The organism is Paenibacillus sp. FSL K6-2862 (genome assembly GCF_038005125.1).
GTDB classification, from domain to species: domain Bacteria; phylum Bacillota; class Bacilli; order Paenibacillales; family Paenibacillaceae; genus Paenibacillus; species Paenibacillus illinoisensis_A.
The window spans coordinates 5,979,592-5,993,353 of the sequence record NZ_JBBOSN010000001.1 but is presented as its reverse complement, the minus strand read 5'-3'; the positions used below and the strand labels follow the sequence as shown (position 1 = coordinate 5,993,353).

The 13,762-nt window shown below is 48.5% G+C and carries 9 protein-coding genes; 8 read left to right on the top strand and 1 reads right to left on the bottom strand.

Annotated features, from left to right (window positions below; genetic code table 11):
- The first annotated feature begins 182 nt into the window (after window positions 1–182).
- From MHB82_RS27185 to MHB82_RS32115, 6 genes are all read left to right on the top strand, one after another.
- On the top strand, window positions 183–3,911 hold the full coding sequence (locus MHB82_RS27185) for a SwmB domain-containing protein (RefSeq protein ID WP_341176291.1): 3,729 nt from the start codon (window positions 183–185) through the stop codon (window positions 3,909–3,911).
- Window positions 3,912–4,235: 324 nt separating this feature from the next.
- Window positions 4,236–6,959, top strand: a complete 2,724-nt coding sequence (locus tag MHB82_RS27180; RefSeq protein WP_341176705.1) for a stalk domain-containing protein — start codon at window positions 4,236–4,238, stop codon at window positions 6,957–6,959.
- Between the two features lie 47 nt (window positions 6,960–7,006).
- The gene (locus tag MHB82_RS27175) at window positions 7,007–8,167 is read left to right on the top strand and encodes a sensor histidine kinase (RefSeq protein ID WP_095359942.1); all 1,161 of its coding nucleotides are present in this window, start codon (window positions 7,007–7,009) and stop codon (window positions 8,165–8,167) included.
- A gap of 4 nt (window positions 8,168–8,171) precedes the next feature.
- Window positions 8,172–8,894, top strand: coding sequence for a response regulator transcription factor (locus tag MHB82_RS27170; protein ID WP_095291355.1), 723 nt, complete (start codon window positions 8,172–8,174; stop codon window positions 8,892–8,894).
- A gap of 334 nt (window positions 8,895–9,228) precedes the next feature.
- Window positions 9,229–9,609 carry a hypothetical protein gene (locus MHB82_RS27165; protein ID WP_341176290.1) on the top strand — a complete coding sequence of 127 codons (381 nt, stop codon included), beginning with the start codon at window positions 9,229–9,231 and terminating at the stop codon, window positions 9,607–9,609.
- Between the two features lie 463 nt (window positions 9,610–10,072).
- Window positions 10,073–11,986, top strand: a complete 1,914-nt coding sequence (locus MHB82_RS32115) for a helicase-related protein (protein WP_445671242.1) — start codon at window positions 10,073–10,075, stop codon at window positions 11,984–11,986.
- 144 nt (window positions 11,987–12,130) lie between these two features.
- On the opposite strand, the gene MHB82_RS27150 is transcribed toward MHB82_RS32115, so the two are convergent.
- A complete protein-coding gene (locus MHB82_RS27150; RefSeq protein ID WP_341176287.1) occupies window positions 12,131–12,343 on the bottom strand; it encodes a hypothetical protein in 213 nt (70 codons plus the stop codon).
- A gap of 297 nt (window positions 12,344–12,640) precedes the next feature.
- Here MHB82_RS27150 and MHB82_RS27145 point away from each other — a divergent pair, with 297 nt between their 5' ends.
- Together MHB82_RS27145 and MHB82_RS27140 are read left to right on the top strand one after the other, a co-directional pair.
- A complete protein-coding gene (locus tag MHB82_RS27145) occupies window positions 12,641–13,051 on the top strand; it encodes a ComF family protein (protein ID WP_341176286.1) in 411 nt (136 codons plus the stop codon).
- A 261-nt stretch (window positions 13,052–13,312) separates the two neighbouring features.
- Window positions 13,313–13,720: a TIGR03826 family flagellar region protein gene (locus MHB82_RS27140; RefSeq protein ID WP_095359935.1), complete on the top strand. Its 408-nt coding sequence runs from the start codon at window positions 13,313–13,315 to the stop codon at window positions 13,718–13,720.
- Window positions 13,721–13,762: the final 42 nt, after the last annotated feature.

Sequence of the window (13,762 nt, the reverse complement as noted above, 5' to 3'; positions counted from 1 at the left end):
TCCGATCAGGAATCAGGGGCTTTTTTGCGTACATAAGTAGTTGGCTAACTAGGAGGTTTTATAAATGAAATAAGATTCCTTTTATTCCCTTTTGGCTAAATAAAATGTCTGTTCTAACCGACATACATAATGAGGTCTGTTCATTAGACAGGAGAAGAAATATAAGATGAGGGGGACGAATCGTGCGTTTGAAACGAATGGCCAAGAAGAGTACAATCGGGCTTTTAATCGTACTATTAACTGCCCAAGGTTGGCTAACAGGTTTGCTTGGAGTGGAAAATACGGCTTATGCAGCAGATGACTTAACTACGTTAGGGGTCACGGCAACGTTACCTGTAACGGGAGAGAAGAACGTAAATGGAGCAGCCCCATTGGAGATCGAATTTGGCCAACCTGTTCGAAAAGCAGCGGGGACTACTAGTGGATACATATCAATAAAACGTGTGTCAGATGATACGGAGGTAATTCCACCTATCTTAGTGGACCCAACGGAATCAAGTAATATTAGCATTATACCAGATGACGCCAGTGTTCCGGATGTAGGGAGAAAAGTGACGATTAATCATGCCCCTCTGCCAGGAGGAACATACTATGTTCAAATTGATAAAAATTCATTTGTATACGCGGATGAGAATAATACAGCTTTCAACGGACTGAGCAAAGAATGGACGTTCCATACACAAGGTGTAGGCACAGCATCATTGGTAGAGAAGATTCCTGCGAATGCAGCGATGCAGGTATCACCTTCATCTAACATAACAATGACATTTAATAAAAAGGTTTTTGCAGGTGCTGGGATACTGCAGATTTTTCAAGGGACTACATTATATGAGGAAATACCTGTGAACGCGGGTTCCCCACGTATTACTGGTCTGGGTACGAATTCCATTGTGATTAATCCAGAGAAAAACTGGAACAGTAGCAGCACATATTATGTTGTTACGCCAGAAGGCTTTTTAAGGGATGAACTGGGGAACGACACCAGTGGAATTACAGGAACCGAGTGGGGTTTTGGCGTCATTTCGGATCCTACTGCTCTCACCGTATCATCTGTTTCCCCAACGAACGGTACGACGAATGCGCCTTTGACGGGAGAACTAACGGTTACATTTAATAAAGAGCTTGATACTAATTATCCAGGCAATGCGACGTTGAGAAAGGCCAATGGTGGAACTGTGGCAGTAACAACGACCATTAACAGTTCAAACAATAGACAGCTGCGAATCGTCCCACAGAGTGCACTGGAAAGCAACACGAGCTATTATGTGGATATCCCTGCAAATGTGTTCAGGGACAAGACTGGTAACCTGTTCACTGGATTGACAGGGACCAGTTCATGGGGCTTTAAGACGCTGAGCAGAGATACTACAGCCCCAGTACTTAAAACAGTCAAGATGTATAGTAACAATACGATTCGACTTACTTACGATGAAAGTCTGTTCAGTGCGAATCCAGCTTATAGCAGCTTCACGGTAACCGTAAATGGGGAAGCGCGTAATGTCAGCACTGCATATGTATCAGGAGATAGCGTATATGTTGTACTCGATACAGGTGTAGCTGTAGGGCAGGTTGTCCGGATCGGGTATACACCTGGATTGCGTCCAATACAGGATACTTCCCTGAACCCGGCTGCTTCTTTTGCAGCACGTGATGTGGAGAATACACTTGATTCGGTCATGTCCAAACCAAGGGAAGGTACTGTATATTACAGCACAATTAACCTATACTACCCCGAGACGGTATATATCAACTCTAGTGATGCGGCGTCACAATTCAGTGTGACTGCAAACCAGTCTTCGGTAGGGATTAACAGCATATCCTTAACTAATAGTTCAATGGTTACATTGAATCTGAGCCGTTCCATTACCGATGGAGAAGTGGTTCGTGTCTCGTATGCACCTGGCTCTTCTCCTGTAAAAGACAGTCGTGGACAAGCTCTTGCGGGATTCAGCGGCTTCTATGTTCGGAATAGCATCGATACCAAGGCACCTGAATTTCAGAGTGCCGAAATAAGTGGCTCCAAGCTATGGATCCGTTATAACGAGCCACTTAGAACAACCAACAAACCGTTAAAAAGCCAGTATTCTGTCCTTGTAGATGGCAAACCACTATTTGTGAATGATACGGATATTGAAGATGAAACCGTCACGCTGACTTTGGCCTCAGCCGTAGGCACGAACCAGAATGTAACACTTTCTTATGTACCGGGTGCATTGCGTTTAACAGACCTAAACGGTAATCCTGCTGGTTATATCAACTTAACACCTGTAAGCTACACAGCGGGTAATGGTATGGTGAAATCAGCTATATTGCAAGGAGATACCGTGACTATTACTTTTAGGGAATCTCTACAGTCACAGACGCTGCTTACCCCATCTCAATTCGGTGTACAGTTGGGAGGCTCACAGGTAAGTGTGGTTTCTGCAGCATCAACTGGTACAACACTAACTCTGAAGTTGTCCAGCTCGGGCACCAACGGACAAACAGGAACGGTAAGTTATGCACCGGGGATCATCCCGCTGCGTACGCTTGATAACGTCATTGTTGAGGCATTTGGACCTTTATCGATTAGTCAAACTCAAAGCACAGGTTCAACTACCAATACTGGAAGTTTAAGTGGCAACCTGCCATCATGGCTAACCGTATCGGACACATTGGCTTTTAACCAGTCCATGTATGTCATGAGCACGGAAGCAGCGAAAATAACTTCCGCCCAGTCTCGCAATAGTCGCTCTACTCGTCAGTTTAATGTGGATGCTAGCAAGTTAAATCAGGCTTTTCAATATGCAAGCTTAAGCAACAATTCAAGTCGAATGGTCGTATTTGAAGTTCCTTCAACAGAAGCATCAGCTTATGTAGGATTCCCAATAGACACGCTAACAGAAATCGCTTCCCGTGAACGTTTTTCATTTATTGGGGTTAAATATGGAGACCGTCTGTGGTCAGTGCCTTTGTCGGATTTGAATCCTTCCAGTATTGCACAAAGCGTGAATGCAGGTTCGGGCTCTTCATACTTTTATGTTCAACTCGAATCGGTTCCTGTAACGGTCTCCGGTACAATGGATGGTATGCTTGCATCCGCCGGAGCACAAAGAGTATCTGACATTACGGATGTTTATCTATCAGCATATAATGGCTACAGTGGCCAGCGTGCAGAACAACTGGTTAAGAGCTCAATTGCACTGAGATTGCCTTCAACGACAACAGGACCGGCTACGGGTCTGGTCTACATTGATCAAGGTACTTCAGCTCTGGCTAATATTCCTCATCATTTCTCCAATGCAACTGGAGCGGTTATTATAACAGGACAGCTGAAAGGCAATCAGGCCATTGTGGCTGCATCCCATCCCGTTTCATATCGGGATACTACTTCACACTGGGCTAAGGACGTCATTGGTGAGCTGTCTGCGAAATGGATTATCAATGGACAAAATGGAACCTTGTATGTTCCTGATCAGCAGATATCACGAGCAGAATTTGCTACTTTAGTGGCAAAAGGGTTGGGATTGCCAGGCGACTATGCTAGTGCTCAACAATTCAAAGATGTTCGTTATGGTGATATATCGGGTGCATATATTGGTGCAGCGGCTAAAGCAGGTATCGTCACGGGTAATACGGACGGTACTTTCAAACCGGATAGCCTCGTTACTCGTGAGCAGATGGCTATTATGATGGTTCGAGCTTTGGATTATGCAGGTCAGCCAACCGTACTCAAAACTTCGGCTGCATCAACACTGTCCAAGTTTAAGGATAGTAACAAGATTCAATCCAAGGATTCTGTTGCCAAGGCCGTACAGGAAGGCATTATTCAGGGAATGACATCGAAGACGTTTGTACCACAAGGTAATGCAACACGTGCACAAGCAGCAGTAATGTTGAAACGTGTCCTGAACAAATTGGGTTATCTGTAGTCCGAGTGGGATTAAACTGTTCTATCTAGTTAATGTGGAGAGTGACAGTTTATCAGATTGATTCTCTCTTTTATGCCAAGTTAGTAGCAGTATAAACAATAATCTATTATTTAACATGTGACTTCAAGTGTGGCAATTCCATGCCATGCTTGGGGTCTTTTTTTGTGCGGAATACCCTCAAAGTTGGCTGCGGGCGTAACTTTTTCCACGAAAAGCAGTCTATTAATAGTAGAGTATACTAGGGATCCGGCTGTTCTCTGCCATCTGGCGGCAGGACACGTGATGTCTAAGATTGATATACAAGATGGGAGAGACGTTTCAAACATGCTGGGGAAACACGGGAAACCGCAGGAAGACGTGAAGGGCAGCAAGGCGAAGAAATGGGCAATTGTGACACTGGCAGGTGTGATCTGGATTGCACCGGTCTTGGGAGCAGGGCAGCAGGTCTGGTCGGGAACGACGTGGCAGTCGGTAGCTGCTGCGGCATCTACAAGTACAAGCAAGTTAAGTGAGGAAATTCTGACTTCCGGCGCGAAGCTCATGAAATACAAATATACAACCACAAGATCCGGTTCGAAAGTGAATGTACTGGCAGACGTGATCCAGGTGGATTTACAAAACCCTTATGTGAAACTCGATGTGATGACAGGTAAGGGCGGCAACTTGAACAGTAAACAAAGCACAGGTGGTATGGCCAAGGAAAATGATGCGGTTGCTGCTGTGAACGGTGATTATTTTAACGTTTCCGGGGAGCTTGCTCCAATTGGTGGACAGGTCTCTGATGGGGTTCTAATCTCCACACCATCGGAACTGACGGGAATGTATGCCCTCACCGTGACTAAAGATGGCAAACCGATGATCGACGAATACTCTTTTGACGGTACGGTGAAGGCTGATGACGGTTCAACCTTTGCTCTGCGTGGAATTAACAAGGAAGACTATACGGTAGAATCAGGCTCGGTCAAATACAGTCACGCCAACTCGATGTATATTTATACACCAGCCTGGACATCAACCAAACGTCCGAACGATCCTTCTACCACACCAACAGAGGTGCTTGTGCAGAACGGCGTCATTACGCAAATTTCTGACAAAAAAGCATTGGACATGACGGTACCGGAAGACGGTTACATTTTGCGGGCACATGGAACAGCGGCTACCTGGATTATGACTCATCTCTCCGTAGGACAGACATTAAGTGCGGACTACAAGCTCGTAGCCAAAACAACAGGACAATCGGTTGATCCGAGTAATCTCGAGATGATGATTGGTGGTCATACGATCCTTGTCAATGGAGGCAAAGCAGCTACGTTCTCCCGTGATATCGCCTCTTCCGGCATTGGAGGTATTCGTGCGAGAACAGCGGTAGGTTATTCGCAGGACGGTCGATATGTCTATATTATTGCGGCTGAGAAAAACAGTAACAGCAGCGGCATGTCGCTGACTGAATTGCAATCCTTCATGACCAGTATCGGCGTATGGAAAGGCATGAACCTGGACGGCGGCGGCTCTACCACCATGGTGACACGTCCGCTTGGGGAAGAAAATGCTAGTCTCACATTCAACACAGAATATGGCACTGAGCAGCGTCAGGTCGTAAACACGCTCGGCGTATTCTCTACGGCTCCGGAAGGCAAGCTGAAAGGCTTTGCTGTAAGTGGCAGCCAAACGCTGCTGGTAGGACAAGAGGGCAAGTATTCAGCCAAAGGGTATGACACGTATTACAACCCGATTGCGACCGGAGACATCAAGCTGACCTGGAAATCAAGCAACAACGGCATCGTCAGCGTAAGTAATGGCGTGATCAAGGGTGTTAAACCAGGAACAGCTACGCTCACAGCCACAAGCAGCGGGGCATCTTCTACCATTAAAGTAACGGTGCTCGGTGGAAGCGAGCTATCCTCTCTGACTGCGGGTTCTGGTCTTGGCTCGCTGAAAGCGGGAACGACCATGTCCATCCCTGTGACTGCGAAGACGAAAGACGGACAAAGTGTAACCGTTCCGGCTGATTCGCTGACATGGGAATTTATCGGTTTCAAAGGTAAAGTGGCTGACGATCAATTAACGGTATCTTCTGTAAATTCAGGAGCACAGGTTGGATATGCAATCGGTCGTTATGACGGCTACAGTACGGTCGTTGTTCTTACGGCTGCTGACAGCGAAACCACCTGGGAGAACTTCGAGAATGTAAGTTATCCAATCAACTTTACAACGAACGCCGCTGGCGTAACTGGTTCAGCAGCCGTAACGGCGGGTACAGGTGAAAAGGCTGGCTCCAAAGTGCTTCAGCTGAGCTACGACATGACTGCAGGTACAGGGAAAATGTATGCTTATGCCCAATTGAACGGGACAACAGGCAGAGAAGTATCTTCAGCTGCAACGACCATGTCGATGGATGTAATGGGTGACAAGAGCCTGAACTGGCTCCGTGCAGAGTTTACGGATGCCAATGGAAAAACAGTGTATGCCGATCTTGCGAAGGCCATTGACTGGAGCGGGTGGAAAAAAGTGAACGTGGACCTGAGCGGTCTGAACATTGCATATCCAGCCAAGCTGAAACGTGTCTATGTAGTCAATGTAGAAGAGGGCCAGGATGAGCGCACCATGACAGGTACCGTTGCATTTGATAACATTGCCTTCACCATGCCATCGAAATCCAGTGAAGTGGGACTGCCTACAGGAACAGCTTCCCTGGTACTTGGACAGAAGTCGATGACCGTGAACGGAACGAAAAAGGCAATTGATGCAGCACCCGTGCTGAAAAATGGTACAACATATGTCCCAATCAAACATGTACTGGATGCCTTTGGCGGACAGGCAAGCTGGGATAGCAAAAATCAGCGGATCACCGTTATTCGCGGCGGGAAACTGATTGATCTGGTCGTGGGACAGAAAGAATTCATTTTGAATGGAAAAAGACAGAGCGCAACAGTAGCCCCATATGTATCTGGAGGTAGGACTTTAGTCCCTCTTCGACTCGTTTCCGAGCAACTTGGATTGACTGTAAAATGGGAACAGAAAACGAAGACCGTTACCATCTCATCGTGATATGGTATGATATATACCGGAAACGATAGAAATGGAGTCGAACTAACGTGGATTTACAAGCCGATGCCATAGACCGCGTCATTAAAAACGCCATACAAGTCATGGAAAACAGCAAATATCAAATGTTCGAAATCATGGACTCAACCCGTGAGGAGCTAAAAACTCTGAATGAGGAGTTGAAGTCGGTTCTGAAGGAGACGGCGGAAACGATCGAGAAAGTAGATCAATTGGAGCTCAACTACCGCCGCTCCCGGATCCGTCTGACTGAGGTTAGCCGTGACTTCGTCCGTTATTCCGAGCATGATATCAAGCAGGCGTATGAGAAAGCGACGCAGTTGCAGCTGGACCTGATGATTTATCGTGAGAAGGAAATGTATCTGAAGGCCCGTCGGGATGATCTGCAGAAGCGTGCCAAAAATGTGGAGGCTTCTGTGGAGCGTGCCGAAACGATTGGTTCGCAGATGGGGGTCGTACTGGAGTACTTGTCGGGTGAGCTGGGTCAAGTGACCCGGATTATCGAATCCGCCAAGAATCGACAAATGATTGGTTTGAAAATAATTTTGGCCCAGGAAGAAGAGCGGAAGCGCATTGCACGTGAGATACATGACGGGCCTGCGCAGATGCTCGCCAATCTAGTACTTAGGACGGAAATTGTAGAAAGAATGCTCATTAAGCAGGATTTTAAGATGGTCCAGGCCGAAATAGTAGATTTGAAAGGCCAGGTTCGTTCCAGTCTTGAAGAAATGAGAAAAGTAATATTCAATTTGCGTCCTATGGCACTGGATGACCTGGGATTGATTCCAACGCTTCGGAAATACGTGCAGGATTTTGAAGTAAAAACAAAAATTCGCTCGATTTTTGAAACAAGAGGCAAGGAACACCGCTTGTCTTCTGCAATGGAGGCTGCAATCTACCGTCTCGTGCAGGAGGGTCTGTCCAATGCTGCAAAGCATGCTTATCCCACTCATGTTGTAGTGGAAATTACATACCAGGCTCAGCTCGTCAAAATTGTCGTTCAGGACAATGGGCTTGGCTTCAAACCGGAGCTTCTTGCGAAGAAAAGCAAGGATCACAACCATTTCGGTCTGATTGGGATGAGAGAACGGGTTGAACTGCTGGAAGGCAGAATAGAGATTGAATCCGCAGAAAATCAAGGAACCAAAATCGTGATTCATATCCCGACAAACGTGGATAAGGGAAAGGAGTAGCAGGATGGAAAACCGTGATACTGGTAATACATCAATTAAAGTTCTTTTGGCTGACGATCATCAGCTGTTCCGTGAAGGGCTAAAACGCATTTTGAACATGGAGGACGATATTGAGGTCATCGGCGAATGTGGCGATGGGATTCAGGTGCTTGAATTCTGCAACCAAGAGAAGCCGGATATCGTTCTAATGGATATCAACATGCCTGTGGAGAACGGGGTTGAAGCGACGGAGAAACTGCGTGAGCTGTTCCCGGACGTTAAAGTCATTATTCTGTCCATTCATGATGATGAAAGTTATGTATTTGAGACTTTGCGTAAAGGTGCCAACGGATACTTGCTGAAGGATATGGAAGCTGAATCCCTAATCAATGCGATTCGTTCCGTTCATGAGGGGCATGCGTTCATTCACCCTAAAGTAACAGGCAAACTGATCATGCAGCTGCGTCGTATGACGTATCTTAATGAAACAGGTGCGATGAGCGAAGGGGCTTCAAAAGAAGCTGGGGTTAAATTTGTCGCTGGCGATAACAATCCGCTCACTCGTCGTGAAGCAGAAGTGCTTCGTCTGATGGCTGAAGGTAAGAGTAACAAAATGATTGGTGAATTCCTGTTCATCAGTGAAAAAACGGTGAAAAACCATGTCAGCAGCATTCTGCAGAAGATGGAAGTGGATGACCGTACACAAGCCGTTATTAACTCCATCAAGTATGGTTGGGTTACGCTCTAATACACGTATAAGAATTTCCTGTTAATAAAATTAGAATGGTACCATAGATATCTGTTCACTCGCACCCTTCCCGATTGCCCGGATTGGTCTGCGGGTTAATGGACTTTATTACTGCATAAGAACAAAGTATGGAATCATGCGGAACAAATGTTCATGCTTGGTTATGAATGAGTGGACGAATGACCTGGCCTGTCGTTTCCTTGACGAAGTCACTAGAAAGAAATATGGCGCTTGCAATGTGCAGGTGTAACCCTTTCGAAAGTACGGCATATACTGTCGTATACAGGGATGTTCGCCATGGGTGAGCATGACCTTCCGAGGAGGTGCAGTTGCCATGGTTGCTCATTTGACTATGATTCTGCTCATATACTTCCTGGCGGCAGTGGCCGTTCATGCCATGCACCAGCGTCATCTTTCTCGTCCGGAACCCGAGGGTTACGAGCAGATTTTGCTCATTCCTTCCAATCAGGAACAGCGGATCGAAGGCGTTGTAAGAGCACTTTGCCGGGAGCTGTTTTACCGTGGAAAGAGCTTCACATTGACAGTTGTTGCTGATCGTATGGAATCGGAAACGGTTCGGATTATTGAAAAGCTGATGCGCAAGCAGGGGTTGGAGCCTTCATACCTGGCAGCTGTACCACCTGATATGGAACGTCCAAAACCATATGGAGATCGTGCGTTTCGACTTATTGATCTGCGTGAGCCTGAGCATTAATTTTATGTAAAGCCTGAATCGAATTCGTTTCCATAGATCCACATGAAGATTACAGCATAGCTGTAATCTTTTTTTGTTCATTGTAGCCAAGTCTGCTGTTAAATTAAAAATGGGTTTTTATGCAATCTATGGTTATTGTTTGGATGTTGAGCTCCTGAGATTGAAGTATGAAGCGATTCGAAACCGTACATCTTAACTTAAAAGTATAGACGGTACCGATTGGAAAAAGTTTCGCACTTTATGAGATTGATTTGGGGTATTCGTTAAATTGGTAAAATGGGCCTAAAACCTGAATTTTAATTTCCCAAAGCTTGTCCTGCACTGGAGCAATTGATATAGTAAAAAGACAAGTAAGATAAGACATTGGATGAAATCAGGACATGAAGCACATGCTCCGGCAGATAGCCGGGTAAGCGTGTGCTTTTTTTGCGTTCATGGAAGTTCAAGTTTGAGGAGGGATTGGATGAGAGTTGCGCTCTATGTGTGCCGAGTCAAGGATAGGTGGAACATGCTATTGTCCTTGGATCTGCGGGTGGATGTCACATGGTGGTTGGAAGGAGCGAGTGGTCAGCAGGTACAGAGCTGGTTGTTGTTGGATGAAGCGTTGCCGCTAAGTCAGGCGTCATGGCTGGTTGAACATTTTGAGCCGGAGCGCGGAATGGATCAGTGGAGTGAGGGACATTGGCTGGCATATATGCGCCGTAAAGTGGAGGCGTATGACAAGCTGTCGGGAGAACAAGCAGCCAGAAGAGAAGGTGCAGGTTTGGGGGGAGAAGCGGGGATAGCTGCAGCTGAACGTAGGGCTGGGACAAGTGGGATTGCTGCTGCCTCCAGGGGAGCTGGGGTTGGCGGGATGCCTGCTGCTTACCCCGCCGAAGGGTGGGCTCAGCTGGAGCAGGGCGCAGCTCTGCTTGCTGAGCGGCTTCGCGGCCGCCAATTGCTGGCGGCCGAGGCGGAGGCGCTGCTGGCGGACACAGTCCAGCAGCTGGCCTCCTGGCGCGCGGCTGCGCAGCTCGCGCGCTTGCATGGGCGGCTGAGCATCACAGCCGCCCTGGAACTGCCCACGCGCCGCCGGCCCGCGTGGCTCAGCGCGCAAGGCGCGCTCCGCTGCCGCCGGTGCGGCAGCGTTGCCAGGCAGCGCGTGCCCTGCGCTGCCTGCGGCCTGGCGGCGTGCGCCTACTGCGAGGCCTGCCTCGCATTGGGGCGCAGCCGTGCCTGTGCGCTGCTGCTGCGCAGCGCAGCGCCTGCGGCCGTGCGTGGCACGGCCGCTCTTGCCACCGGCGGCGGTCTCGCCCGGTGGGGGCTAAGCGCAGCGCAGAGCGCGGCAGCTTCTGCGGCGCTGGCGTACTTGGCCCGGCCCACCTCCGCCGAGGATGGGCCAGGGCGGTTCTTGCTCTGGGCCGTGACCGGGGCCGGCAAGACCGAGATGATCTTTCCGCTGCTCCAGCATACGCTAGACCGCGGAGGGAGAGCGCTTGTAGCAACGCCGCGCAGAGACGTGGTGTTGGAGCTGGCACCACGTCTGGCCAAAGCCTTTCCTGACGTTGCGCTGGCCACCCTGTACGGAGGCAGTACCGAGCGGTGGAAAGACGCACAGCTCACCCTCGCGACCACGCATCAGTTGATGCGTTTTTACCAAGGATTCGACCTGGTCATCATTGATGAGCTGGACGCCTTTCCCTATCACAATGATCCCATGCTCGCTCATGCCGCGGCCGCTTCCTGCAAACCAGATGGGAATTTCATATATCTCTCGGCTACCCCGCCAGCCCGGCTGCAAAAAGAAGTTTCACAGCGGAAACTCGCTCATGCGAGGGTGCCGGTACGCTTTCACCGCTATCCACTGCCCGTTCCGCATTTGATCAAGATACCGACTGTTGCTGAGTGTATCAAAAAAAGGAGTCTTCCCGCTGCCCTGAAGAATAGCATCCAAACCTCCTTGCAGCGTGATGCCCAGGTGTTTGTATTCGTAACTCGCATTGCCCAGATTGAGGCCTTTGTTAACCTGATGCGGCGAATATTTCCCCAAATCCATATCCAAGGGACATCATCCCAAGATACGGACCGGGCAAGTAAAGTCATGGCATTCCGCGAACGAGACATCCGTCTGTTGGTGACGACCACCATTCTGGAGCGGGGCGTGACCATTCCGCGCAGTGATGTCTTTATTTTGGATGCAGATAATGGGCTCTTCGACGAGGCCTCATTGGTACAGATGGCGGGCAGAGCAGGGCGTTCCATGGATGATCCGGCAGGCAGAGTCGTCTTCGCATCCTCTAGGCGCACCCGTTCTCAGGTCAAAGCGGTGGCACAGATTCGGAAAATGAACACTATCGCCCGTCGCAAGGGTTACCTGTACCAGCAGACCCAACGATAAATCCGCCCCATTTAAGGAGGTACTGGCATCATGTTCGATCGGCTTAACGATATAACCGACTTTGTTCACCAACTGACCCATTGCCTACATAACCTGTTTGCTCCGCCTGGGGCAACCTGCCTGACCTGTGGCACTCGTGCTGTACTATCTCCAACCTACCCGGGTATTTGCACAAGATGCGCTCAGCAAATTCCTTGGATTCGCTCCATCCGCTGTCTGCGTTGTGGCCGGGCCATCGGTTGTCCGGACTGCATCCGCCCACATATGGCCAATCGCTCGTTCATCTGCAACCGCAGTGCCGTCCAATACAATGCTCTTATGAAAGAATGGATCGGCATGTACAAATTCAGGGGCCACGAGCGCTACGCACCGCTGTTAACGTCACTACTCATTCAAGCCTTTCAAGCCATGAGTGAAGAACTGAGTCTGGTTGCGGCGAAAGAAACCCAAGCTTCCGTGGCTCATCCCGCCACCTCTGCTTCACCTCCGGTGGATGCCAGCTTGCATCCACCGAGCCCGCGCGCGTCAACTTACGCGCACGTTCAGCCACCAAGTGCACACGCATCAGCAGCCGTGCGCACCAACCCTCAAGCAGCGACGCGCCATCCGCCATCGCTGCTCCCAGGCCCCAAGCCGCGATGGCGGCCTGACGCGGTGACTTACGTCCCCGTCAGTAACGAGCGCCTTGCCGAGCGCGGCTTCAACCAGGCAGAGCGGCTCGCTTCAGGACTCGCAGTAGCCTGCCGTCTACCTGTAGTTGATCTGCTGCAGCGCCGGATCAACACCACCAAGCAGAGTTTTAAGACACGTGGCGAACGGATTGAGACGATGAAGGAAGCTTTTTCAATAAGCCCCGGCGTAATGGATACTTTAAGGAACCTCTACATAGGCAAAGCAGGATTTAATTCTACTAGAGTGTACTCTTGTCCACTTCAATTGCTATTAATCGATGATATTTACACAACGGGCAGTACCTTGGATGCTTGTGGTAGGGTTATTTTAAATGGGGCTGTCTCAAGTGATATTCCAGTAGAGATCTATACCTTATCCTTGGCGCGATCATAGTAATATTTAAGATTGCAGGAGAGTTTGAATTTTAGAGATGTAATAGATTATCATGAAATAAAAGAAAAAAATCTTTTTCACAATGAGGAAATTATAGGAATTATTCAATTATAGCCATAAAATATCTTCTGAAAATTTGCGTATGTACGCATTCTTGGTCCTCTTGGTGCGCAAATAGACTATGGACTAGATGTGAGAAAATAAGGTAATGTATAGGTATTATCCATCGGAATGAGGAAGTTTGAGAGGGGCGTTTAAGCGATGAATCTGGGTAATTGTCCTCGCTGTGGCAGGTTATATGCATTGAACTTTCGGGATGTATGCTCGAATTGCATTAAGGAAATAGAACAGGAATATCAAACTTGCGTAGATTATTTACGGGAGAATAGGGGCACTAACATACAGGAACTATCTGATGCAACGGAGATTTCCATTAAGCAGATCACCAAGTTCATCCGGGAGGGACGGATTTCCATCGAAAACGCCCCGAATATGATGTATCCTTGTGAGGTATGCGGAACGCTAATCCGTGAAGGGCATATGTGTGACTCATGCCGTAATCGCTTAACGAAAGACTTGGCTGGGGCAGCACGTGAGGTAGGTCAGAAGGATAATGGCAATATAGGCGGACGAGCCTACAATGCTGTCGACAAACTACGGGATTCATAGGAACGAGGGCTTAAATGCAGTTCCTGCTATAACAAATGTTTT